This window comes from Methylophilus sp. DMC16, assembly GCF_056314045.1.
On record NZ_JBQUZC010000003.1, the window covers coordinates 212,391 to 236,765 of the forward strand.

The following is a 24,375-nucleotide window of genomic DNA, read 5'->3' on the forward strand; positions in this document are numbered from 1 at the left end:
CGTAACACGGCAAGATCAGTTGCGCTAAGGATGCCATGTTCATCAGTGCGCAGCATTGGGGCAACACATTGTTAGTCAATCAAGGGGGAATTTATGTTTGCAGCTGCAACAACACGTTCTGCGCTGGTGATGACCATTTTGGCGATGATACTCATCCCATTGATCTCATCCTGGTTTGCTTATCCATCTACGCATCTTCCGCCTGGCTTCGGTATTTTTCCGCCGCAGTTTGTTGAAGACCCGCCTGGCTTTAATTTGATCGTGTTTGTTGTCATTGCTCTGCTCGAAGCCGCGGTCGCGATTTTTTTAATCTTCCCGCAATGGTTTGGCTTTAAGCTTGTCGCACCTTCTCCGCAGCCTGTCCCGCGCGCCCTGCCTTGGTGGTTTTGGGCCGGGATGGTGGTCACGCTGTTTTTCTGGTGGTTGATGTGGGCGCGTACGACCCCGTTTGGTGATCTGGTGTATTACGCGTTCACCCCCATGTGGTGGGGATTTATCTTTGTGCTCGATGGCCTGACATTCCGCTATGCGGGCGGCTACTCGCTGTTTGCCAGCCGCCCCAAGACATTTCTGATCAGTGCGGCTGTCTCGCTAGGCGGCTGGTATTTCTTTGAGTATTTTGATTATTTTGCTTTAGGTAACTGGTATTACCCCAATACGGATGATATCCCTGCATTAAGCCATGCCAAGATCGTATGGATTTTTCTGTTTGCGTATACCACGGTGTGGCCGGCGATTTTTGAGTGGTATACCTTGCTTAATGCGTTTCCAAAATTTGTCGAACGCTATGCACAAGGTCCAGCGCTCTCACTGCCGGCCAAGCCGATGTTATACCTGAGCTTTGTCTTGTTGGCTGCCGTGCCGTTCTGGCCATATCCATTATTTTGGGCCATGTGGATTGCGCCTTTAATCGGCATTAGCGCCATATTGATAATGCGTGGCATCTGGACGCCATTTACCGATGTCGCAAAAGGCAATTGGAGTCCAGTGCTATTAATGGCGCTGAGTGCCATCATTAACGGCTTGTTCTGGGAGGTGTGGAACTATGGTAGCGCGCATCCCGTATTGCCGGTCACCAACCCTAATTATTGGGTATACGACATCCCTTACGTGAATGTGATACATATTTATGTCGAAATGCCGCTGCTGGGCTTTGCCGGGTATTTGCCGTTTGGGGTGCTCGCCTGGGTCATATTTCTCTGGGCGGGCAAGGTATTTGGATTTAATACTGACATTCTCAAGAGCGGTCAGGGACATTAAGGGCTTGCGCCATTGTCCAGTGAAAGTCATCTGGCAGGTTAAGCTGAACTCAGCTTAACCTGTGTCTGTTTACCACTGTTTGCTCAGCATCATGTGCAGGAAAAAACCGCCGTTATTCGCTTCGGTATTTTGTCCGAACACATTGCTATTGTAAGTCACGTCTTTGGGCAGCAGCCATTCGATACCACTGGTGATTTTCCAGTTGGCATCAAGCTTGCGAGCCATGCCCAGCGTGATGTGTTGTTCTAGGGTCGCCGCCAGCAGCGCGCTGGAATTTTGCCTGGGGACCGGATTCTTACCATAGTTGTAACCTGCATATAGCGTCGTTTTGTCGTCGTAGCGATAGGCCGCGCCCAGGGCATAGACCAGTTGATCATGCCAGTTCTGCGGGTTGACCGTTCTCAGTTGACTCGCTGCTGATGAGTTGTCAGGATCTTGCCAGGTGGTGGTGACATCCTTAATGGCATCGCTCCATTGTATCCAGTTGATTTTGGCGGAGAGCAGCCAACGGTCATCCGGTTTGAATGCAGCACCAATTGCTACCTCGCGCGGCAGAGCAAAGCCCTTAATGCTCAAGTCACGATAACGGACCACCCCAGATGCGCCATTATTCACCAATGATGTCCCGCCAGTCAGTGGCAATTCTGTTTTTTCGGTGTAGCTAAAGCCCAGTGTCCATTGCTCATCCAGTCGATATTGCACGCCTACCTTAAACCCTGGGCGTATCGTATCTGCACCTTTGTTTTTAAACCCTGAAAATACGTTCGGGACAGAGGTGTTGTAAAAAAAACCTTGCTTGATGCTGGCGTAATTGATGCTCAGTACGGCGCCGACGGATAAACGGTCATTCACCTGGCAAGCCATGCCCGGCGTGATTTTGGCGATACCAAACAAAGAGTACATTTCGTCATTGGTGCCAAACGGCGTGTTGATATGCTTAAACACCGCCCCGGCCCCGCCTTGGGTAAAAAAGCCGATGCCCGCAGTACAGGGTAGATCCTCCAGTGCTTGTGCATATCCGCCACCAGCTAATAAGGTGTAACGATTATCTGCGTGTTGGTCGTTGCGCCCGTCAACCTGTTCGAGATGGGTGGTGCGCAGCACTGAGCCGTAAGCATCGAACTGCTTGCTTTTGATTTGCACCAGCCCGGCCGGGTTGGTATTCAGTGCGCTGGTATCCCGTGCCACAGCGGTATCCGCTCCGCCCATGAGGGTGGATTCAGCGCCGTAACCAATGAGCAGAATGCCATTGGTTGCCCGCACTGGCAGGCTCAGTGCCATTAAAAGAAGTGGGAGTAAACGGATTGTGCGGAATATCATCGGTGGCATGACTGGGGTCTAATTTTGGCTAGGGTCTAATTGATAAGTTAACTTTTTAACTATGTATTCGGACCCGCCAGTTATACCGCTTTTACAGCCTATTTGATTGGGCGATTAAACAGGGATGCATGGGCCAATTTTGCAAAAGCATATCTTTTTTAAGGAAGTTTTCCTATATGTTTATAGCGTTATCATTGCTGAGTGGTCTGTTTGAGAGGGCCTTAGGCTAAATAAGCGCATGTCAGGCATTGTTAATGGTTTAGCGTCAGTCGTATTCTTTGGTTAGAGCCGCTGGTTTGTGTTCCCGTTGCCAGGCATCCAATAGGGCTTCCATTCTCTGCTGGTGGTAGCCACGCACCACCTCTCCTGCCACTAATAAGACGGGGACGCCGTTTGCCGCCAGCCGCTGGTATTGGCTGCGCGCTTCTTCTGAGGTTTCGATATTCATTTCCTTATAGTGAATGCCTTTCGTTGCCAGCAGTGCGCGCGTTTTTTCGCAATAGGGGCACCAGTCGGTGGCGTAGAGCACCACTTGCCCATGGCTAAAATCTGGTGGCGGGTTCAGGTAAAACCACCAGGTATGCCATTGCATGGCCAGCAAAATCGCTGTCCCTAAAATCAGGAAGTTTAAGCGTGGGGAAAGTTTCATCAAAAGAGTGTATGTGGGATGGCGGACATGCTTGCCTAGACCTATTTTTTGCCTAAAAAATCGCCAGAAAATACTGTTTTTTAATTATTCAATAATTTCAATGGGATAGCTATCCTTATTAAACAACTTTATGTATTAATTGCGCCAATGCGTTGATTTGAATTGCTTTGTTAAAATGCTCTAAGTCATTGTCTTTAAAAGAGATTTTTTCACCCAAAGTGCTTGCCAAGCACTTTTTTTTTATCTATAGTGTGCAAAAGGGTGATTTTGTGTTGAATTGTGGGAAATTATTCCTTTTTTCAACAAGAAATAGGGTTAAGGATCAAAATTGATGTTTCGCGGGGCGGTACAGTTGAGTTTGGATGCGAAGGGGCGGCTAAGTGTGCCGGCCAAGCATCGTGACGCCCTGACGGCCGGTGGGCAGGGGGAGGTTGTGCTGACTGCGCATCCTCACCGTTGCCTGATTTTGTATCCCAAAGCAGCTTGGGAGCCGATTGAGACCAAGCTGACCAGTTTGTCCAGTTTTAATCCTCAAACCAGTGGTATTCAGCGCATGATCGTCGGTCAGGCAGATGTGATGCATCTGGATTCTGCGGGCCGCTTGCTGGTGAATGCTGTACTGCGCAAATTTGCCAAGCTCGACAAGGAAGTGATGATGGTCGGGCAGGGTAGTCATTTTGAATTGTGGGATCTGGCCGCATGGGATCAGCAGCTGGAAAGCCTGATGGCGGCGGATCAATTACAGATTCCACAAGAACTCGAAGGATTCTCGCTATGACGCGGGGCGCGAAGTCAGCGCCCGCGTCCTTGACGGAAACGTCAGTGTCACCAGCCGCCGCCAGTCATATCACCGTGTTGTTGCATGAGGCGGTGGACGCCTTGAATGTGCGGGCGGATGGCGTGTATGTGGACGGGACGTTTGGCCGTGGCGGACATAGTCGCCGCATTCTTTCCCAGCTGGGTAGTGAAGGCCGTTTGATCGCGCTGGACCGTGATCTGGCGGCTGTTGCGCATGGGCAGGCGATTGCCGATGCGCGTTTTAGCATGGTGCATGCGCATTTTTCCTCCATGGCGGAGGTGCTTGAGTCGTTGGGTGTGCAGGCGGTGGATGGCATTTTGCTCGATCTGGGGATTTCGTCGCCACAGATTGATGAGGGTGAGCGTGGTTTCAGTTTCCGTTTTGACGGGCCGCTGGATATGCGTATGGATCAAAGCCGCGGCAAGACTGCGGCGCAGTGGCTGGCTGAAATGCCAGAAAAACAATTGGTGGAGGTGATTAAAGATTATGGTGAAGAACGGTTTGCTAAGCAGGTTGCAAGGGCGCTTGTTAAAGAGCGCGAAGATGGGCATGCCATCACCACTACAGGACAACTTGCCAAGATCGTGGCAGGCGCCATCCCCAAGAATGAGCCGGGCCAGAACCCTGCAACGCGCACATTTCAGGCTTTACGGATTTTCGTCAATCAAGAGCTTGAGGAACTCTCGCTAGTGTTGCCGGATTGCTTACGTTTGTTGCGCCCGCAAGGCCGTCTGGCGGTGATCAGCTTCCATTCGCTGGAAGATCGCATCGTCAAACGCTTTATTCAGTCGGAAGCCGATCGCGACAACCTGCCCGCAGGCTTGCCTGTACGCGCCAAAGACTTGCCACAGCCGCGCATGATGCCCGTGGGCAAGGCGATCAAGCCAAGCAAGGCTGAAGTGGCAGCAAATGTACGTTCACGCAGCGCGGTTTTGCGCGTGGCTGAACGCACCACGGTGCAGTAGTTAAATGATGCCATCGTTTGAACAAGGCTTAGACCAGTGATCCGGCTCAATTTGATTTTGTTTGCATTGACGATTGCGATGGCGCTGGGTGTGGTCACGGCCCAATACAAGGCGCGCAAACTGTATTTTGAGCTGGACCGGCAAGAAATGCTGACCAAGCAGTACATGACCGAGTATGACCAGTTGCAAATTGAGCAGAGCACCTGGGCCATGCATTCGCGCCTGGAAGAGTTTGCGACCACCCGTTTGCATATGCACAGCCCGAGCATGCAGCAAACGCAGGTCATTCTGCTGGATGCGCCAGCGGCGCCCTGAGCAGGCGTGACGAGGATCAACAGTCATGTTGCTTAAGGAAAGCCAACACAAGCTGGTCAAGCTGCCGGCCTGGCGCAGAAGAACGCTGCTGGTCTTGCTGCTATTGAGTTTTGTCCTGTTGCTGGGGCGCGGGTTTTACCTGCAAACCTTGCATAAGGATTACCTGATTAAAAAGGGTGAGGCGTTTTCGCGGCGCAAAGTGGTGTTGATGCCACATCGCGGCAAGATTTATGACCGTAACTTCAAGCCATTGGCGATCAGCTTGCCAGTGGAGTCGGTATGGGCTAACCCGACCGACGTACAGTTTACGGCGGCACAGCTCAAGCAAATGGCGAAATTGCTCGAGATGCCGCCCAAAGAGCTGCAACAGAAGTTGCAGAAAAAGAAAAAAGAATTTGTGTATATCAAACGGAGAGTGGCGCCCGATGTGGCAAAACAGGTGATGGCGATGAAAGTGCCCGGCGTATTCAGTCAAAAAGAATACAAACGCTTCTACCCAGCGGCAGAAGTGGCGGCGCATATCGTCGGTTTCACGGGCGTGGATGACACCGGCGTAGAGGGCATGGAGCTCTATCGCAACAATGTTCTGTCTGGCACGCCGGGCAAGCGTGACTTTGTGCGTGACCGCAAGGGGCATGTTGTCGAGGATCTGGTCGCGGTCAAACTGCCGCATGATGGTCAGGATCTGGTACTCAGCATAGACCGCACCGTGCAATATGTGGTGCACCGCGAGTTGTCGCGTGCGGTTGAAAAACACAAAGCCAAAGCGGCCGCAGCGGTGGTGCTGGATGCTAAAACCGGCGAGGTGCTGGCCTTGGTGAATATCCCGACCTATAACCCGAACAATCCGGTCAATGTCGCCAGCAAGCTGCGCAACTCGGCCATCGTCAATATTTTTGAACCGGGCTCGACCATGAAGCCGGTCACTGCGGCGGCAGCCATGGAGTTTGGCCCTTACCAGCCCGATACCAAAATCCAGACTGCCCCCGGCTTTTTGCGTATTGGGACCGCCACCATTCACGATGCACACCCGAATCAGGTATTGACGGTGTCACAGGTGATCCAGAAGTCCTCCAACGTTGGTTCGGCCAAAATGGCGCTCGATTTAAACCGCGAGCAATTGTGGAACACCTATGTGCAACTCGGCTTTGGCTCTCCGACCAAAATCGGGTTCCCGGGCGAGGCCTCTGGCAAGGTGCGTGATTACAAGACCTGGCGGCCGATTGAGCAGGCCACCATGTCTTACGGGCACGGTATCAGCGTGACCTTGTTGCAGTTGGCGCGGGCTTATACCGTGTTTGCCAACGAGGGCGAATTGCTGCCGGTGACTCTGAATAAACTCTCCGAGCCACCTGTCGGGCGTCAGGTGTTTTCAGCCAAAGTGGCCAATTCGGTCAAGGAGATGCTGGAGCTGGTTGTGCAGCCTGGCGGCACCGCGATCAAAGCGCAAGTCACTGGTTACCGCGTGGCGGGTAAAACCGGCACGGCGCACAAACTCGGTGACCATGGCTATGAGCACGACAAATATGTGGGTTCGTTTGTTGGCATGGTGCCAGCCTCTAATCCGCGCCTGATTATGGCGGTGATGATAGACGAACCGAGCAATGGCGAATACTACGGAGGTAGTGTGGCGGCGCCGGTGTTTAGCGCGGTGATGAATGATGTGTTGCGTATGCTGGTGATCCCGCAAGACGGCAATGCGCTGCCTGTGACGCCGCCTGCGGATGCGGCTGAAGTCAAGGAGGCGATGTGAGTAAATACATTATTCCCGCACCCGTCCATGGCATCACGGCAGATAGCCGCAAGGTGGAAAAGCATGGCTTGTTCCTCGCTTATCCTGGTCAGCACAGCGATGGCCGCGATTACATCGCCGATGCCATTGCCAAAGGTGTGAATACTGTGATCTGGGATAGTGAGGGCTTTGACTGGAACCCTGACTGGCAAGTCCACAATATTGCCATTCCCGAGCTGAAATATCAGGTGGGCCATATCGCCAGCCAGTTTTACAAAAATCCATCCGAGCAATTGTGGTGTGTGGGTGTTACCGGTACTAACGGCAAAACCACGGTCACGCATTGGCTGGCGCAGGCTTACCGCTTTTTGCAGCGGCAGTCTGCTGTGATTGGCACACTGGGCAATGGCGTACTCGAAGACTTGCAGCCCACGCAAAACACTACCCCGGGCCCGGTAGAGTTGCAAAACATGCTGGCCAACTTTGTGTTGGACCAAGTGCAGATGGTGGCGATGGAAGTATCTTCGCATGGCCTGGATCAGGGGCGTGTGAATGGGGTGGCCTTTGATGTGGCTGTATTCACCAACCTGACGCGTGATCATCTGGATTACCACCTGACCATGGAGGCTTATCAGGCTGCAAAACGCAAATTGTTTGACTGGCAGACCCTGTCAGCTGCGGTCATCAATCTGGATGATGCCTTTGGTGCCAGCTTGATTGCCGAACTGCGCAAGCAGGGCAAAACCGTGATCAGTTATGGTTTGCAACCAGAGGCAGATATTTGTGCCACGGCCGTGACCATGCATGCCACCGGTTTTGAAATCAAGGTGCGTACACCGCATGGCATTGGCGAAGTGCAATTGCACGCGCTGGGCCAATTCAACGTGTATAACGCATTGGCGGTACTGGGCAGCCTGCTGGCCAACCAGGTAGCCTTGCCTGCCGCCTTGCAGGCGGTCTCGGGGCTGGTGCCGGTGGCTGGTCGCATGCAGATGTTTGGTGGTGGCGACCTGCCGCTGGTGGTGGTGGATTATGCCCATACGCCAGACGCGCTGGAGAAAGCCCTGCATACCTTGCGCATGCAAACCCGCGGCAAGCTGACTTGTGTATTTGGCTGTGGCGGTGACCGTGACAGTGGTAAGCGCAGTGAAATGGGGCGCATTGCTGATGAATTGGCCGATCTGGTGTTGATGACCAATGACAATCCGCGCAGTGAGAATCCCTACGCCATTATTGCGGCGATTGCCGAGGGTATGCGCCGTGAAGCCGCGGTCGAGACTGACCGTGCCAAGGCGATTGCATTGGCGGTTAGCCAGGCGGGCAAAGGCGACGTGGTGTTGGTGGCTGGCAAGGGGCATGAAGACTATCAGGAAATCCAGGGCATCCGCTATCCGTTCAGTGATGCGGAGTGGGTACAAAGCGCATTGAAGAAAAAGGTGAACGCATGATTGCGCTGAAAACCATCGCCGGCGTATTGCAAGGCACTTTGCTGGGCAACGACGTCACAGTGACTTCGGTAGATACCGACAGTCGCCGCGTACTGCCCGGGCAATTGTTTGTGGCCTTGCCGGGTGAGAAATTTGACGGCCATGACTTTTTGCCGCAAGTGGCTGCGCAAGGCGCGGTGGCAGCGCTGATCAGCAAGCCCGTAGAGACCGATTTGCCTGCCGTGCTGGTGAAAGACACCCGCCTGGCGTTAGGCCAGCTGGCCAGCTGGTGGCGCCAGCAATTGGCATTGCCACTGATTGCGGTCACTGGCAGTAACGGCAAAACCACCACCAAAGAAATGATTGCCGCGATTATGCAAGTGCATGTCGGCGGCACCGATCTGGTGTTGGCCACCGCCGGTAACTTTAATAACGATATCGGCATGCCGCTGACCCTGTTGCGTTTGCGCGCAACGCACCGGTGCGCCGTGATCGAGATGGGCATGAATCATCTCGGTGAGATTGATTACCTGACGCGTCTGGCGCGGCCAAATGTGGCGGTCATCAATAATGCGGGCACTGCGCACATTGGTGAACTGGGGTCGCGGGAAAACATTGCCAAGGCCAAGGGCGAAATTTTTGCCGGATTGGCTGCGGACGCGGTCGCCGTGATCAATGCCGATAGCGACTTTGCCGATTACTGGCGCGGCTTGAATCCTGCGCGCCGGGTGTTGAGCTTTGGCATGCAGCAGGCCGCCGATGTGCACGGTGAAATGCTGGATGGTGACAGTCAGTTCAAGCTTAGCTTTCAAGATGAGTCTGTCGAGGTCACGCTGGCCGTGCCAGGTGCTCACAACGTGATGAACGCACTTGCCGCTGCTGCGAGCTGTCTGGCCGCGGGTGTCAGTCTGACCGAAGTGGCGCAAGGCTTGGCCCGGTTTGCAGGCGTCAAGGGCCGTTTGCAACAAAAAACCGCGGCCTGTGGTGCGCGCCTGATTGATGACACTTATAACGCGAATCCGGATTCGATGAAGGCGGCGCTCGATGTGCTCAGCAGCCTGGGCGCGAATACCGTGTTTGTGATGGGCGACATGGGCGAACTCGGCGCGGATGCTGAGGCCATGCACGCACAGATTGGCCGCTATGCCAAAGACCGGGGCATACGTCAGTTTTATGCACTGGGCACCCTGACTAAAGCCGCTGCGCAGGCGTTTGGGTCGCAGGCACAACATTTTGAGTCATTGCACAGCCTGGTCGAGGCCTTAAATCAGGCGGTGACTGCGCAAGATATCGTATTGGTCAAAGGGTCACGCTTCATGCAAATGGAGCGCGTGGTACAGGCGTTGGTTGAGGCGCAAGCCACTGAACAGGTGGGGAAATAGGAAGAGTATGTTACTAGAACTAACAAAATGGCTGGCTTCGGATGTGCATGGGTTTCATGTATTCAACTACATCACCTTCAGGGCCGTGCTGGCGACACTGACGGCCTTGGCCATTTCATTTCTGGTCGGGCCAGCCATGATCCGCAAGCTGACCGAATACAAAGTCGGTCAGGCCGTGCGTGATGACGGCCCGCAAACCCATCTGGTCAAAGCCGGTACGCCGACCATGGGCGGCGCATTGATTCTGGTCGCCATCGCCGTGTCTACCTTGCTCTGGGGCAATTTGCATAACCGCTTTATCTGGGTGGTGTTGATCACTACCTTGGGTTTTGGTGCGGTTGGCTGGGTCGATGACTACCGTAAAGTGGTCTTTAAAAATCCCAAGGGCCTGTCTGCCAAAGAAAAATATTTCTGGCAAAGCCTGATCGGTTTTGGCGTGGCAGGCTTTCTGTACGCGACCTCCAGCACCCCTGTAGAAACCACACTGATTGTGCCTTTCTTCAAGCACCTGGTGTTTCCGCTGAGTGCCACCGGTTTTATTGTGCTGACCTACCTGGTGATTGTCGGTAGCAGCAATGCCGTCAACCTGACCGACGGTCTCGATGGTCTGGCGACCTTGCCTACCGTGATGGTGGGTAGTGCGCTGGCGATTTTCTCGTATGTCGCCGGGCATGCCGTGTTTTCAAAATACCTGGGGATTCCCTATGTGGCTGGCGCCAGCGAGTTGATGGTGTTCTGCGCGGCAATGGCTGGTGCGGGCTTGGGCTTTTTGTGGTTTAACGCTTATCCGGCTGAAGTGTTCATGGGCGATGTCGGCGCATTGGCGCTGGGCGCGGCCCTGGGCGTGGTCGCCGTGATTGTGCGTCAGGAAATCGTGCTGTTCATCATGGGCGGCGTGTTCGTGATTGAGACCTTCTCGGTGGCCGCGCAAGTGCTTTATTTCAAATACACCAAAAAAATGACTGGGACCGGCAAACGCATCTTTTTGATGGCGCCTTTGCATCACCACTACGAACAAAAGGGCTGGAAAGAGACACAGGTCGTTGTGCGTTTCTGGATCATTACCATGATGCTGGTGCTGGTGGGATTATCCACTCTGAAATTGAGATAAGACGAAAACGTCATTGTCAGGCAAACACATGAAAAAACACTTCGAACACCAACGCATTGCTGTCCTGGGACTGGGTGATACCGGCTTCTCGGCGTTGCGCTGGCTGCGTGGTATGGGCGCAGAAGTGGTGATGTTTGACTCACGCCCGCATCCGTCAGGCCTGGATCGCCTGCAAGAGGAATTTCCCGAGGTGGAATACCATCTTGGACCTTTTAATAGCAGCTTGCTGGCGGCGATGGATTTGATTGTGGCCAGCCCGGGTGTGGCACTGAAAGAGCCTGTATTGGCCGATCTGATGGCACAAGGCAAAGCCGTGGTCGGTGATGTCGAGCTGTTTGCGCGCTTCCGTGCCCCTTATGCCAAGGTGATTGCCATCACCGGCTCCAACGGAAAAACCACCGTGACCTCGCTGGTGGGCGAAATCTGCAAACAGGCCGGTCTCAATACCATTGTGGCTGGCAATATCGGTTTGCCCGTGCTGGATACGCTGCACATGCCCGCGCCAGACGTTTATGTGCTGGAACTGTCCAGTTTTCAGCTGGAAACCACGCACAGCCTGGAGGTTGATGTTGCCACGGTGCTCAATCTGTCCGAGGACCATATGGATAGATACGACAGCATGACCGATTATGCGCAGGCCAAGGCCCGTATCTACCAGCATGCCCGCATTGCCGTGGTAAATCGTGATGATCCTGCCAGCATGGCCTTGGCTGGTGCCATACCGCAGATTTCATTCGGCGTTAACCCGGCCCCTAGCATCAATGATTACGGCCTCAATGACGCAGGCTGGCTGTGCGCGGGTAATCGCCACTATATTGAAGCCGATACCCTGCAGATCCGCGGCAAACACAATATTGCCAATGCCCTGGCTGCCATTGCGCTGGCGCAGGCCATCGGCATAGACAAAGTTTCCATCCTGCATACCGTGCAGTCGTTTGCCGGCTTGCCACACCGCGTGGAGTGGGTGGCAAACATTGAGGATGTCGACTTTTACGATGACTCCAAAGGCACCAATGTTGGCGCGACCTGCGCTGCCATCAGCGGCATGCTCAAACAGGGAAAACCACAAAAAGTGGTGCTGATTGCGGGCGGCGACGGCAAGGGCCAGGACTTTAATCCCTTGCGTGATGCCGTGTTGCACCATGCACGCGCTGTGGTGTTGATCGGCCGTGATGGTCCCAAAATTCAACAGGTCTTGCAGCACTTGCAATTGCCTGTGGTCGATGCCGTTGATCTAACTGCGGCAGTGCATATTGCCAAAACACTGGCTGAGGCGGGCGATGCGGTCTTGCTGTCCCCTGCCTGCGCCAGTTTTGATATGTTCCGCAACTACGAACACCGCGCACAGGTATTTGTCGAGGCTGTGAAAGCGATGGAGGCCGCATGCTTGGGCCGTTGATGATGTCGCGTGAGCGCTATAACTCGCCCAGCTATGATCAGTCGCTGGTGTGGGTGGTGTTGTCACTGCTGGCGTTTGGCATGGTCATGGTGTATTCGGCCTCCATCGCCTACGCAGACTCAAGCAAGATGTTTGGCCATAACAGCACCTACTTCCTGGTGCGTCAGGCTTTGTATATTTCTGTCGGCTTGGGGGCGGCCATCGTGGTGTTTCAAGTGCCCATGGCCTGGTGGCAAAAGATGTCGCCCTACCTGTTTATTGCCGGCATTGTGCTGCTAATTCTGGTATTGATCCCCGGCATCGGCAAAGTGGTCAATGGCAGTCGCCGCTGGATTTCCCTGTTGATCATGAATCTGCAGCCTTCAGAACTCATGAAGCTGTTTATTGCCATGTATGCCTCCGACTATGCCGTGCGCAAGGCCAGCAGCATGCACAGCTTTAAAAAGGGCTTTTTACCCATGCTGGGTGTGATGGTGTTTGTCGGCGTGCTGCTGTTGAAAGAGCCCGATTTTGGCGCGTTTGCTGTCACGGCCTCGATTGCGTTTTCCATCATGTGGCTGGGGGGCGTCAATCTCAAGGTGTTTCTGGCCATGCTGGGCGCCTTGCCATTGGCAGTGATTGGTCTGGTGGTGATGGAACCCTATCGTCTGGAGCGCATGAAAGGCTTTTTGAATCCGTTTGATGATCCATTTGATACCGGCTATCAGTTATCGCATGCCCTGATCGCGTTTGGTCGCGGTGAGTTTTGGGGCGTGGGTCTGGGCGGCAGTGTGGAAAAACTGCTCTACCTGCCAGAGGCACATACTGACTTTTTACTGGCCGTGGTGGCGGAAGAGCTGGGCTATGTGGGTGTGCTGGTCGTGGTCTGGTTGTTTGCCTGGCTGGTGATCCGCGCCTTTAGCATTGCCAAAGAAGCCGTTGCCAATGAGCGTTATTACTCGGCCTTGCTGGCACAAGGCATCGGCGTCTGGATGGGCGTGCAGGGTTTTATCAATATGGGCGTGAACATGGGCCTGTTGCCAACCAAAGGCCTGACTTTGCCACTGTTGTCTTACGGTGGTAGCGGCATTTTGGCCAATTGCATCGCTTTGTCGGTGTTGCTGCGCATTGACTTCGAGAACAGACGTCTGCAGAAAGGCTTGCAGTCATGACCCGTGCATACACATTACTGGTGATGGCGGGCGGCACTGGCGGCCATGTGTATCCTGCGATGGCCGTGGCCGATGCCTTGCATGCACAAGGTTGGCAAATTGTCTGGCTGGCCACCGAGGGGGGCATGGAAAACCGCCTGATTGCAGACAAACCCTATGAAAAAGCCATGATGACCATGCAAGGCGTGCGCGGTAAAGGCCTCATGGGCTGGGTGACATTGCCAGTCAAACTGGCGCGTGCATTTTCACAGGCACGGGCGGCGATCAAGCAGTATCAACCACATGTGGTCCTGGGCATGGGCGGCTTTGCCGCTTTTCCAGGCGGCGTCATGGCCAAGCTGGCTGGCGTGCCGCTGGTGATTCATGAGCAAAACTCGGTGGCTGGCTTGACCAATAAAGTGCTGGCCAAGCTGGCAAATCGGGTATTGACCGGCTTCCCCAATGCGTTGGGGGCCAAAGGGGAAATGGTCGGTAATCCAGTACGTGAAGGCATTACCACCTTGCCCACGCCAGAACAGCGCTTTGCCGAGCATCACGGCGTGTTGCGGGTCCTGGTGGTTGGCGGCAGTTTGGGCGCGGTGGCATTGAACACCTTGTTGCCACAGGCTTTTGCGCAGTTGCCGACCAATGCGCGGCCACAGATCATTCATCAGTCTGGTGAAAAACAGATTGAGGCTTTGAAAAAAGCCTATGCCGAGGCAGGTGTGGCGGCTGATTGCCGCGCCTTTATTCATGACATGGCAGAAGTGTATGCCTGGGCAGATCTGGTGATTTGCCGGGCTGGAGCCCTGACCGTGGCGGAGTTGGCCAATGTGGGCGCTGCCAGCATTCTGGTGCCCTTCCCGTTTGCGGTGGATGATCACCAGACCACCAATGCCGCGTATTTGGCACAAGCAGGCGCGGCGCAGCTGATTCAACAGCGTGACCTGGACATTGGGTCATTGGCCGCCTTGTTGCAAACACTGGATAGAGCCACTTGCCTGGCGATGGCGCAAAAAGCGCGCGCATTGGCCAGGCCACAGGCCACGCGCCAGGTGGCAGCGATTTGCCAGCAACTGGCCGAGAACAACGGAAAACTTAAAGCACTATGAAACATAAAGTCAAAAAAATTCATTTTATCGGCATCGGCGGCTCGGGCATGAGCGGCATTGCCGAAGTGCTGCTGAACCTGGGCTTTGAAGTCAGCGGGTCAGACCTGGCCAGCAATGCCACCACCAGACGCTTGCAAGGGTTTGGCGCCACCGTGTTTCAGGGCCATGCCACCGAGCATCTTGGCAATGCAGATGTGGTGGTGGTATCCAGTGCGATCAATGAAGAAAACCCGGAAATCATCGCCGCGCGTGCGCGCAAAGTGCCCGTGATTCCGCGTGCGGTCATGCTGGCCGAACTCATGCGCTTCAAGCAAGGCATCGCCGTGGCAGGCACGCATGGCAAAACCACCACTACCAGCCTGATTGCCAGCATTCTGGCAGAGGCCGACATGGACCCGACCTTTGTCATTGGCGGCAAGCTTGAAGCGGCCAGCGCCAATGCGCGCTTGGGTACCGGTGAATTGATCGTGGTAGAGGCCGATGAGTCTGATGCGTCGTTCTTACACCTGACGCCGATCATGGCGGTGGTGACCAATATCGACCAGGACCACATGGACACTTACGAGCACAGTTTTGACAAACTCAAAACCGCGTTTGTCGAGTTCTTGCAGCAGATTCCTTTCTGGGGCATGGCTGTGTTGTGCATCGATGACGCCAATGTGCGTGAAATCCTGCCGCGCGTCACCCGGCCAGTGACCACCTATGGCACGCACGAAGAAGCTGCGATTCGCGCGGAAAACATCATTGCCGACAACGGCAAGATGCATTTCACCCTGGTGCGCAAAAACGGCGTGACCGTACGTAATGAGGTGACCTTGAACCTGCCCGGCCACCACTATGTGCTGAATGCGCTGGCGGCAATTGCGATTGCTACTGAGTTGAATGTGCCGGATGCCGCCATCCTCAAGGCCCTGGCTGAATTCAGGGGCGTAGGCCGCCGTTTTGAGCGCTATGGTGAAATCCCGGTCAATGGCGGCCACTTCACGCTGGTGGATGACTACGGACATCACCCGATTGAAATGCAGGCGGTGATTGCAGCCGCGCGCGGCGCCTTCCCGGGTCGCCGTCTGGTGCTGGCCTTCCAGCCGCACCGCTATACCCGCACGCGCGACTGTTTTGAAGATTTTGTAAAAGTGTTGTCGACCGTGGATGCCTTGCTGTTGACCGAAGTGTATTCGGCAGGCGAATCACCGATTGTGGCGGCGGATACGCGCAGCCTGATCCGCGCCATCCGCGTCAACGGCAAGGTGGAGCCTCGCTTTGTGGAAACCACCGAAGAACTGCCGGCAGCCATTCTTGAGAGTGTGTTGCCTGGCGATGTGGTGGTAGTGATGGGCGCTGGCAATATCGGTAGCGTGGCGGCCAAAACAAGGGAGCTGGCTAGCGTATGAGTGCCACCCGTGTGAAAACCTCAGGCTTGCAAGTGCTCAAGAACGAGCCTTTGGCCCGCTATACCAGCTGGCGTGTCGGCGGCCCGGCGGATCGCCTGGTGCTGGCTGACAGCGTAGAAGCCTTGCAGCAGTTTTTGCAGCAATTATCGGCCAGCGAGCCGCTGACTTTTATTGGCCTGGGTAGCAACCTGCTGGTAAGGGATGGCGGAGTGCGCGGCACAGTGGTGGTCATGCATCAGGCGCTGCAAGCGCTGGAGATGCACGGTGAGCGTATTTATGCGGATGCTGGCGTGACCTGTGCCAAGCTGGCGCGCTTTGCGGCCAGCCAGGACCGCGTTGGGGCCGAGTTTATGGCTGGCATTCCGGGCACCGTAGGCGGCGCGCTGGCAATGAATGCCGGTTGTTATGGGGGGGAAACCTGGCAGTGGGTCAGTGAAGTGAAAACGATTAACCGTGCAGGCTTGGTACAAACGCGCATGAAAGCAGAATACCAGCCCAGCTATCGTCATGTGGCGCATCCGGCGGCAGATGAGTGGTTTTTGGGCGGCTGGTTTGCCGTCCCTGCCGGCGATGGCAAGGCGTCTGCCGAACAGATCAAGCAGTTGCTGGCCAAGCGTTTGGCCAGCCAGCCACTGAATATGCCGAGTGCAGGGTCTACCTTTAGAAATCCTGAAGGCGATTTTGCTGCGCGGCTGATTGAAGCTTCAGGGTTGAAGGGGGCCACCATCGGTGGCGCACAGGTCTCTGAAAAGCATGCCAACTTTATTGTGAATCTGGGGCAGGCCAGCGCGGCGGATATTGAAGCCCTGATTGAGCACGTGAAAACCACCGTGCGCGCCAAACAGGGCGTGGCATTGGTGCAAGAAGTAAAAGTAATTGGGGAAGGTGTTTTACAAGCATGAGTACAAGTCAGTCTCAATTTGGCAAAGTGGCCGTGTTGTTCGGCGGTCGTTCCGGCGAGCGTGAAGTGTCGCTCAAAAGTGGCTCGGCTGTGCTGGCGGCCTTGCAGCGCCAGGGCGTGGATGCGCATGCCTTTGATCCGGCCAGCCAGGACTTGTCGGCGCTCAAGCAGTTTGACCGTGCCTTTATTGCCTTGCATGGCCGCTTTGGTGAAGACGGCACCATACAGGGGGCGCTTGAGTTAATGGGCATCCCTTATACCGGCAGCGGCGTCATGGCGTCGGCGCTGGGCATGGATAAATGGCGCACCAAATTGTTGTGGACGGCTGCGGGTGTGACTACGCCTAACTATGTGCTCATGGATGACAGTACCCATGTTGAAAATGTCGTGACGGCACTGGGTTTGCCGCTGTTTGTGAAACCGGCCAATGAAGGTTCCAGCATCGGTGTCAGCAAGGTCAAGCAGGCGGGGGATTTGCAGGCAGCCTATGCATTGGCCAAACAGTCAGACCCGCTGGTGATTGCCGAACAGTTTGTCGGTGGCGGTGAATATACCGTCGGCATTCTGGGCGAGACCGCGCTGCCTATCGTGCGCATTGTGCCCCAAAACGAATATTACGATTACGAAGCCAAGTATTTGCGCGACGACACCGAGTACCGCTGCCCTTGTGGCTTGTCTGCCGAGCAGGAGCAACAGATCCAGGCCGAAGCCGTGCAGGCTTTCAAGGTGCTGGGCTGCAAAGGCTGGGGACGGGTGGACTTTTTGATGGATGAGGCCGGTAAACACTATTTTCTGGAGGTGAATACCAGCCCGGGCATGACCGATCACAGCCTGGTGCCGATGGCAGCGAAAGCGGCCGGCATGGACTTTGATGCCTTGGTGATCCGTATTTTGCAACAAACCCTGCGTGACGCGTAACGAGGACGACTGAGACGATGTGGGATAGACCAACATTGCTGAACTGGATCGCCAATCTGCTGTTTTCACTGGCAGTGGTGATGCTGTTGTACGCCTTGTTGTTTGTGGTGTTGCATTTGCCCATCTTCCCGGTCAAGCAAGTACAGGTGGAGGGCAACCTCGACCATGTGAACCATGAGCAGATCCAGCTGATTGTGCGCAAATACCTGAAGGGCAATTTTTATACGCTGGATTTGCAACGCACGCGTACCGCTTTTGAAAAGCTGCCCTGGGCGCGCAAGGTGGCCGTCCGTCGCCAGTGGCCAGACACCATTGTGGTACAGATTGAAGAGCATCAGGCCCTGGGCCGTTGGGGCGGCGTGGCACTGGTCAACAAGCATGGCGAACTGTTTCAGGCCGCCTCAGATGAGCAATTGCCCACCTTTTATGGGCCGGGCGATGCCGTGAAAGAAGTGGCGCAAGGCTATGCCAGTTTTGCACAGATGCTAGCAGGCACACCGCTACAGATACAGCAACTGAGCCTGTCCTCGCGCCGTGCCTGGGAAATTAAAACAGCGGATGGCCGCCAGATGATGCTGGGGCGAGAAGCCGCGAAACAAAGATTGCAACAGTTTGTGACAGCTTACCGTCAGCAAGCAAGTATTGCAGAGAGCGACTGGCGTTATGCCGATTTACGCTACCCGAATGGCTTTGCCTTGCGCATGCCACGGCCTGGGGCGTAGGCGGCACATTGCCAGAAAGAAGGTCAAGGAAAACACATGAGTAGAGTCAGAGAAGATAAAAATTTGATCGTGGGGCTGGATATCGGCACCTCGAAGATTGTTGCGATTGCGGCAGAGATTTTGCCGGAAGGCACCCTGAAAGTGATCGGGGTCGGGCAGCATGCTTCCCGTGGCTTGAAAAAAGGCGTGGTGGTGAATATTGACTCCACCATGCAGGCGATTCAGCGCGCGATTGAAGAAGTGGAGTTGATGGCGGATTGCAAGATCAATACCGTGTATTCCGGCATTGCGGGCAGCCACGTGAAAAGCCTCAATTCGCACGGCATGGTGAAAATCAAGGAGAGCGAAGTCTCGCAGATGGATATAGACCGCGTGGTGGAAACCGCCCGTGCGATTGCCTTGCCAGCAGACCAGCAGATTCTGCATATCCTGACCCAGGAATTCATTATCGACGGTCAGGAAGATGTGCGCGAACCGCTGGGCATGAGCGGCATCCGCCTCGAAGTGCGGGTACATATTGTGACCGGTGCCATTGCCGCGGCACAAAACATCGTCAAATGCATCAAGCGCTGCGGCCTGGAAGTCAGCGACCTGATTTTGCAGCCACTGGCTTCCAGTGAATCAGTGCTCACTGATGATGAAAAAGAGCTGGGCGTATGTCTGGTGGATATCGGTGGCGGTACCACAGACCTGGCGGTGTTCAAGAATGGCGCGATCCGCCATACCGCAGTGATCCCGATTGCGGGTGATCAGATTACCAATGATATCGCGGTGGCCTTGCGCACGCCGACGCAGTCGGCAGAAGAGATCAAGGTCAAGCATGGCTGTGCCTTGCGCCAGCTGGCCGACCCACGCGAAGTGGTGGAAGTGCCTGCGGTGGATGGCCGTGAGCCACGCCAGTTGTCCTGCCAGGCGTTGACCGAGGTGATTGAGGACCGCGTCGAAGAGATTTACGAGTTTGTGCAGCAAGAGCTGCGCCGCAGTGGCATGGAATCCATGATTGCTTCCGGCATCGTCATTACCGGCGGCGCGGCACAAATGCGCGGCATGGTCGAGCTGGGCGAAGAGATTTTCCATACGCCGGTTCGTTTGGGTGTGCCGCGCTATGTAGAGGGCTTGTCAGAAGTGGTGGGCAATCCACGCTATGCCACTGGCATCGGCTTGTTGCTGATGGCCAAACAGCAGGTGGAGAAACAAATGGTAGGCGATCTGCAATCCGGGTCATTTGGCAGATTGTTTGAAAGAATGAAGCGCTGGTTTACCGGCAACTTTTAGGTTTTTGTTGTTTTTTTAATGTGTTTTAGGGCGAGTGTGCGGGGCAAACCAAGCACTCAAATAATAGGCAATGGAGGGTGAGTATGATTGAGATTTTTGACAAAGAGAATGATGGCGCCGTGATCAAGGTGATTGGGGTCGGTGGTTGCGGTGGAAACGCCGTAGAGCACATGATGACCAAGAGCGTGACAGGCGTTGAGTTTATTTGCGCCAACACGGATATGCAGGCCTTGAAAAAGAGCCATGCCAAAGTCGTGCTGCAAATTGGTTCTGACATTACCAAAGGCCTGGGCGCTGGTGCCAAACCGGAAATCGGTCGCGAAGCCGCGCTGGAAGACCGCGACAGTATTGCCGAAACGATTGATGGTGCAGACATGCTGTTTATTACCGCAGGCATGGGTGGCGGGACTGGTACTGGGGCTGCACCGATCATTGCAGAAGTGGCGCGTGAAATGGGCATCCTGACCGTGGCCGTGGTGACCAAGCCTTTTGCCTTTGAAGGCAAACGTGCCAAGGTCGCACAGGAAGGTCTGGAAGAACTTTCCCAATATGTAGACTCTCTTATCGTTATCCCTAACGAAAAGCTGATGGACGTGCTGGGTGAAGACGTGACCGTGGTAGAAGCTTACCGTGCAGCCAATGACGTTTTGCACAATGCCGTGTCTGGCATCGCTGAAATCATCAACTGCCCAGGCCTGGTGAACGTGGACTTTGCTGACGTACGCACCGTGATGTCTGAAATGGGCATGGCAATGATGGGCTCTGCAGAAGCCAGCGGTCCGAACCGTGCACGGATTGCCGCAGAACAAGCGGTTGCCAGCCCATTGCTGGAAGACGTGAATCTGGCCAATGCGCGTGGCGTGCTGGTGAACATTAGCGCTAGCGGCAGCTTCAAGATGCGTGAATACTATGACGTGATGAACACGATCAAGGAATTCACCGCAGAAGATGCGACCGTGATCGTCGGTAACGTGATGGATGAAAGCATGGGCGATAACCTGCGTGTGACCATGGTGGCCACTGGCTTGAACGGTTCCGTGGGCAAACGCCAGGCCAAACCTGAGCTCAAAGTGATGACGACCCTGCGTGATGGTACGACTAACCAGCCGATCTTCAACACGGTTGAAGAAGACGAGCCAGCCGTATTCACCAGCAACAGCCGTCGTGCGCAGGTCGAAGCCATGAAGAACTCCGGGATTGAGGAATACGATATTCCGGCATTTTTGCGCAAGCAGGCTGACTAATGATACCCCTGGCGGAACCGGGTGCAACACAGGGAAGGCCAGATGAATCATGAGTGAGTACAGCGATTGGCTTATAATGTCGCCAATCATTAACAGTAGAGAAAACCATGTTAAAGCAACGCACGCTTAAACAATCGATCAGCGCCACTGGCGTTGGGCTGCACAGCGGTGAAAAAGTCACGCTGACGCTCAAGCCTGCGCCCGCCGATCACGGAGTGGTGTTCCAGCGCATCGATTTGCCCGATGCGCCTGCCATGCGGGTCGCCCCGACGGCAGTGAATGACACTCGCCTGAGCTCCGCCCTAGAGTTTTCAGGTGCGCGCGTGGCTACCGTGGAGCATTTAATGTCTGCCCTCGCCGGTTTGGGGGTAGACAATGTATTGATAGAACTGACGGCCGCCGAGGTGCCCATCATGGATGGCAGCTCGGGACCGTTTATCTATCTGTTGCAAACGGCCGGACTGGCTGAGTTGGAGGCACCGAAAAAATTCGTGCGTATCCTCAAGCCGGTAGAAGTAAGCGAAGGCGATAAATGGGCAAAATTTACGCCGCACCATGGCTTTAAAGCCGAATTTACCATTGATTTTGCACATCCCGTGTTCGAGTTTTCTGGCAAAACGGTCACCATTGATTACGACAGCCAGAGCTATGTGGACGAGATCAGCCGTGCACGCACATTCGGCTTTATGCATGAGGTCGAATACCTGCGGGCCAATGGGCTCGCCAAAGGCGGCAGCCTCGATAACGCGATTGTGCTGGATGAATACAAAGTCCTCAACGGCGGTGGCTTGCGTTATGAAGACGAATTCGCCAAACACAAAGTCCTCGATGCGATTGGCGACTTGTATATTCTGGGCTATCCGATTGTCGGACAGTTTACTGCGTTCAAATCGGGCCACGCTTTGAATAACCAGTTACTGCGCGCCCTGCTGGCCGATGAAAGCGCCTGGGAATACTGTACGTTTGATAACGACGCCCATGCCCCAGTTGGCTTTGTTAAACAACGCGACTATTTTAGTCCGGCGCCGCTGTTACCGGCGTAAACCGCGTCCAGGCAGATCACAATGTGGTGGATACGAATCTTGTTTGCCGTGCTGGTGTTGAGCACCCTGATCCTGGGCTTGCTGAGCTGGCAGACCGGGCAGCCACGCTACTGGCGCTGGCTCAAGGCAGTCTGGCGCGGTGGGTTTGTGGTCATCCTGTTGTTGCTGTTGTTCTTTTTCCTCAGTCGATTGGCCAGAATTTGAAATTGATCACGCCATCACGTGATCGTTAATGCATGAAGACTAGATTCCCCTTTTTCGTGGCACTGGCTGCTGCGCTGTTCATTGTGGCGACCGCTGCATTTGCTGGCGACGCCGAGGTCTATGCACAGGCCAAACAGGCCTATCAAACCAGAAACCTCGCCCAATTATCCGAAGCTACTGATACGCTCAGGCAAAAGCGCTCGCCGTTGCTGCCTTATCTGCAATACTGGCAGATGATCCTCACGCTGGATCAACTCTCTTACAACCAGGTGCAGGCGTTTTTGCAGGAAAACAATGAATCCTTGCTGTCGCAGCGGGTGCGTGAGCTGTGGTTGAAACGACTGGGCCGCTTGCAGTTCTGGGACCAGTTTATTGAAATGCGTGCGCAAATGCCCATGTATTACAGCCTCAACGATGTGGGTAACCAGTGTTACCAGATTCAGGCCGGGATCGCCATGGATGATCCGAATGCCTACGAGGACGGCAAGAAACTGTTGCTGGCGGGCAAAGACCTGCCGCCCGATTGTCAGGGCATGCTGGAAGCCTTGCAGCAAGTGGGCGTGCTCGACGAGAAGTTGTTACTGACCCTGTATCGGGACGCGCTGTTTGCCAACAAGCCCGGCTTGGCCAAAACAATGGCCAAACGCAGCAGCAAAACAGATGCTGCGCTGTTTAAACAACTGGACGAAGTCACGCAAAACCCGGCGTTGGCGCTGAAAAAAGGCACGATTCAGGACCGCAGCGCTTATGGCCGGGCGTTGTATATGTATATCATCCATAGACAGGCCAAGGCTGAGATCGAGGTCGCGCGGGCCAGTTATCAAAAACATAACGGCTTGCTGGATGCTGAAGAAAAACAACTGGTTCAGGCTTATATCGCACTCGAGGCGGCACGTAAACACGCGCCGGAAGCCTTGCAAAGTTTTAACAAGGTGACTGCCTCTGTGCTCAATAACGAGCAGTGGGAATGGTATGCACGGGCCGCTTTGCGTCAGCAGGACTGGAACCAGCTGCTGAAAGTGATCTCTGACATGCCGCCGGTCTTGGCCGAAGAGGCCGCCTGGCGGTACTGGAAAGCCCGTGCGCTGCTGATGAAGGGGACGCCTGCAGAAGCCAATGCCTTGTTGGCCAAACTCTCGCAGGAACGGCATTTTTATGGCTGGCTGGCCGCTGAAGAGTTGGGGCCAATGCTGGGTGAGCCGACGGCCACTTATCAACCCGCTGACGACGAAGTCCGGCAGTTTTCACGGCAACCGGCAGTCAAACGTATGGAAGCCTTGTTTGACGTCGAGGCACGCTACGAGGCCAGGCTGGAGTGGATGTACTTGCTGGAAGCGCTGGATGATCCCGGACGCATTGTCGCCGCACAATATGCCATGCTGAAAGGCTGGTTTGACCTGGCGGTGCTGGCGGCAGACAAAACCAGCCGTACCCATAATTTTGAGTTGCGTTACCCCACGCCCTACCGCGATTACCTGCAGAAAGCCTCTCGCAGCCGGGAGATTGATGAAGCCTGGGTCTATGGCATTATCCGACAGGAGAGCCGGTTTATGCACTACGCCAAGTCATCGGTGGGCGCAGGTGGTTTAATGCAGGTGATGCCTGCTACCGCCAAATGGATCGCCAAAAAACTCGGCTTGAATAGCTACCATGATGGCATGCTGCATGACATCGAAACCAATGTGAATCTGGGCACTTATTACATGCGCTACACGCTGGATACGTTTAATGGCCAGGAGGTGATGGCCACCGCCGCCTACAATGCCGGCCCGAGCCGTGCACGGCGCTGGGCGGCCAGTACGCCACTCGAAGGCGCAATTTATGCCGAAACCATCCCGTTTAGCGAGACGCGCAATTATGTGAAAAAAGTGCTGGCCAATGCGCATATGTACGCTGCGCGGTTGGGCTTGCCGGTGGTGACCCTCAAGAAACGTCTGGGGACGATCCCCGCACGCAGTGTGGCAGAGGCTGACACGGTCACCACCACGATCACGATTTCAGAGCAAGAGTAAGCGGCGGTTTTTCGGTACAATAAGCAAATACGAACTCAGTTAACGCAAGACGCATCAGGAACAA

General features: G+C 54.8%; 22 protein-coding genes. 20 read left to right on the forward strand and 2 right to left on the reverse strand.

Translation table 11 applies throughout. The annotated features are described in order from the left end of the window. Nucleotides 1–93: 93 nt before the first annotated feature. Nucleotides 94–1,260 (forward strand): mechanosensitive ion channel protein MscS, encoded by a 1,167-nt coding sequence (locus tag ACT53D_RS12495; RefSeq protein ID WP_476156483.1) that lies wholly within the window; start codon nucleotides 94–96, stop codon nucleotides 1,258–1,260. A gap of 69 nt (nucleotides 1,261–1,329) precedes the next feature. Here the strand turns inward: ACT53D_RS12495 and ACT53D_RS12500 are convergent, their stop codons facing one another. Next, complete coding sequence (locus ACT53D_RS12500; RefSeq protein ID WP_476156485.1) at nucleotides 1,330–2,541, reverse strand: OmpP1/FadL family transporter; 1,212 nt, start codon at nucleotides 2,539–2,541, stop codon at nucleotides 1,330–1,332. 304 nt (nucleotides 2,542–2,845) lie between these two features. Beyond that, complete coding sequence (locus tag ACT53D_RS12505) at nucleotides 2,846–3,229, reverse strand: glutaredoxin family protein (protein WP_379073433.1); 384 nt, start codon at nucleotides 3,227–3,229, stop codon at nucleotides 2,846–2,848. Between the two features lie 331 nt (nucleotides 3,230–3,560). Here ACT53D_RS12505 and mraZ point away from each other — a divergent pair, with 331 nt between their 5' ends. The 19 genes from mraZ (at nucleotide 3,561) to ACT53D_RS12600 (ending at nucleotide 24,311) form a co-directional block, all read left to right on the forward strand. Continuing rightward, the gene (gene mraZ, locus ACT53D_RS12510) at nucleotides 3,561–4,007 is read left to right on the forward strand and encodes a division/cell wall cluster transcriptional repressor MraZ (RefSeq protein ID WP_275356553.1); all 447 of its coding nucleotides are present in this window, start codon (nucleotides 3,561–3,563) and stop codon (nucleotides 4,005–4,007) included. Continuing rightward, the gene (rsmH, locus tag ACT53D_RS12515) at nucleotides 4,004–4,993 is read left to right on the forward strand and encodes a 16S rRNA (cytosine(1402)-N(4))-methyltransferase RsmH (protein ID WP_379073434.1); all 990 of its coding nucleotides are present in this window, start codon (nucleotides 4,004–4,006) and stop codon (nucleotides 4,991–4,993) included. The genes mraZ and rsmH overlap by 4 nt, the downstream gene beginning before the upstream one ends. A 36-nt stretch (nucleotides 4,994–5,029) precedes the next feature. Next, the gene (ftsL, locus tag ACT53D_RS12520; protein ID WP_194749185.1) at nucleotides 5,030–5,308 is read left to right on the forward strand and encodes a cell division protein FtsL; all 279 of its coding nucleotides are present in this window, start codon (nucleotides 5,030–5,032) and stop codon (nucleotides 5,306–5,308) included. A gap of 25 nt (nucleotides 5,309–5,333) precedes the next feature. Continuing rightward, on the forward strand, nucleotides 5,334–7,061 hold the full coding sequence (locus ACT53D_RS12525) for a peptidoglycan D,D-transpeptidase FtsI family protein (RefSeq protein ID WP_476156487.1): 1,728 nt from the start codon (nucleotides 5,334–5,336) through the stop codon (nucleotides 7,059–7,061). Next, nucleotides 7,058–8,488, forward strand: coding sequence for a UDP-N-acetylmuramoyl-L-alanyl-D-glutamate--2,6-diaminopimelate ligase (locus ACT53D_RS12530; protein WP_313988610.1), 1,431 nt, complete (start codon nucleotides 7,058–7,060; stop codon nucleotides 8,486–8,488). The genes ACT53D_RS12525 and ACT53D_RS12530 overlap by 4 nt, the downstream gene beginning before the upstream one ends. Further along, nucleotides 8,485–9,849, forward strand: a complete 1,365-nt coding sequence (locus ACT53D_RS12535; RefSeq protein WP_476156490.1) for a UDP-N-acetylmuramoyl-tripeptide--D-alanyl-D-alanine ligase — start codon at nucleotides 8,485–8,487, stop codon at nucleotides 9,847–9,849. The genes ACT53D_RS12530 and ACT53D_RS12535 overlap by 4 nt, the downstream gene beginning before the upstream one ends. A gap of 7 nt (nucleotides 9,850–9,856) precedes the next feature. Beyond that, entirely contained in the window at nucleotides 9,857–10,960 is a 1,104-nt protein-coding gene (gene mraY / locus ACT53D_RS12540) for a phospho-N-acetylmuramoyl-pentapeptide-transferase (RefSeq protein ID WP_194749189.1), read from the forward strand. Nucleotides 10,961–10,988: 28 nt separating this feature from the next. Continuing rightward, complete coding sequence (gene murD, locus ACT53D_RS12545) at nucleotides 10,989–12,359, forward strand: UDP-N-acetylmuramoyl-L-alanine--D-glutamate ligase (RefSeq protein WP_476156492.1); 1,371 nt, start codon at nucleotides 10,989–10,991, stop codon at nucleotides 12,357–12,359. Next, entirely contained in the window at nucleotides 12,344–13,510 is a 1,167-nt protein-coding gene (gene ftsW / locus ACT53D_RS12550) for a putative lipid II flippase FtsW (protein WP_476156494.1), read from the forward strand. The genes murD and ftsW overlap by 16 nt, the downstream gene beginning before the upstream one ends. Next, complete coding sequence (gene murG / locus ACT53D_RS12555) at nucleotides 13,507–14,601, forward strand: undecaprenyldiphospho-muramoylpentapeptide beta-N-acetylglucosaminyltransferase (RefSeq protein WP_476156496.1); 1,095 nt, start codon at nucleotides 13,507–13,509, stop codon at nucleotides 14,599–14,601. Before ftsW ends, murG begins: the two co-directional genes overlap by 4 nt. Beyond that, on the forward strand, nucleotides 14,598–15,992 hold the full coding sequence (gene murC / locus ACT53D_RS12560; protein WP_476156498.1) for a UDP-N-acetylmuramate--L-alanine ligase: 1,395 nt from the start codon (nucleotides 14,598–14,600) through the stop codon (nucleotides 15,990–15,992). Before murG ends, murC begins: the two co-directional genes overlap by 4 nt. After that, nucleotides 15,989–16,894 carry a UDP-N-acetylmuramate dehydrogenase gene (gene murB / locus ACT53D_RS12565; protein ID WP_379073440.1) on the forward strand — a complete coding sequence of 302 codons (906 nt, stop codon included), beginning with the start codon at nucleotides 15,989–15,991 and terminating at the stop codon, nucleotides 16,892–16,894. Before murC ends, murB begins: the two co-directional genes overlap by 4 nt. Then, nucleotides 16,891–17,811: a D-alanine--D-alanine ligase gene (locus tag ACT53D_RS12570; RefSeq protein WP_476156500.1), complete on the forward strand. Its 921-nt coding sequence runs from the start codon at nucleotides 16,891–16,893 to the stop codon at nucleotides 17,809–17,811. Before murB ends, ACT53D_RS12570 begins: the two co-directional genes overlap by 4 nt. Before the next feature lie 17 nt (nucleotides 17,812–17,828). After that, nucleotides 17,829–18,533 carry a cell division protein FtsQ/DivIB gene (locus ACT53D_RS12575; protein ID WP_275356562.1) on the forward strand — a complete coding sequence of 235 codons (705 nt, stop codon included), beginning with the start codon at nucleotides 17,829–17,831 and terminating at the stop codon, nucleotides 18,531–18,533. Between the two features lie 36 nt (nucleotides 18,534–18,569). Further along, nucleotides 18,570–19,808, forward strand: coding sequence for a cell division protein FtsA (gene ftsA / locus ACT53D_RS12580; protein ID WP_194749196.1), 1,239 nt, complete (start codon nucleotides 18,570–18,572; stop codon nucleotides 19,806–19,808). 83 nt (nucleotides 19,809–19,891) lie between these two features. Next, on the forward strand, nucleotides 19,892–21,052 hold the full coding sequence (gene ftsZ / locus ACT53D_RS12585; RefSeq protein ID WP_194749197.1) for a cell division protein FtsZ: 1,161 nt from the start codon (nucleotides 19,892–19,894) through the stop codon (nucleotides 21,050–21,052). Between the two features lie 107 nt (nucleotides 21,053–21,159). Then, nucleotides 21,160–22,095, forward strand: a complete 936-nt coding sequence (lpxC, locus tag ACT53D_RS12590; RefSeq protein WP_194749198.1) for a UDP-3-O-acyl-N-acetylglucosamine deacetylase — start codon at nucleotides 21,160–21,162, stop codon at nucleotides 22,093–22,095. A 21-nt stretch (nucleotides 22,096–22,116) separates the two neighbouring features. Next, nucleotides 22,117–22,299, forward strand: a complete 183-nt coding sequence (locus ACT53D_RS12595) for a hypothetical protein (protein ID WP_194749199.1) — start codon at nucleotides 22,117–22,119, stop codon at nucleotides 22,297–22,299. Between the two features lie 32 nt (nucleotides 22,300–22,331). After that, nucleotides 22,332–24,311, forward strand: coding sequence for a transglycosylase SLT domain-containing protein (locus ACT53D_RS12600; protein WP_476156502.1), 1,980 nt, complete (start codon nucleotides 22,332–22,334; stop codon nucleotides 24,309–24,311). Nucleotides 24,312–24,375: the final 64 nt, after the last annotated feature.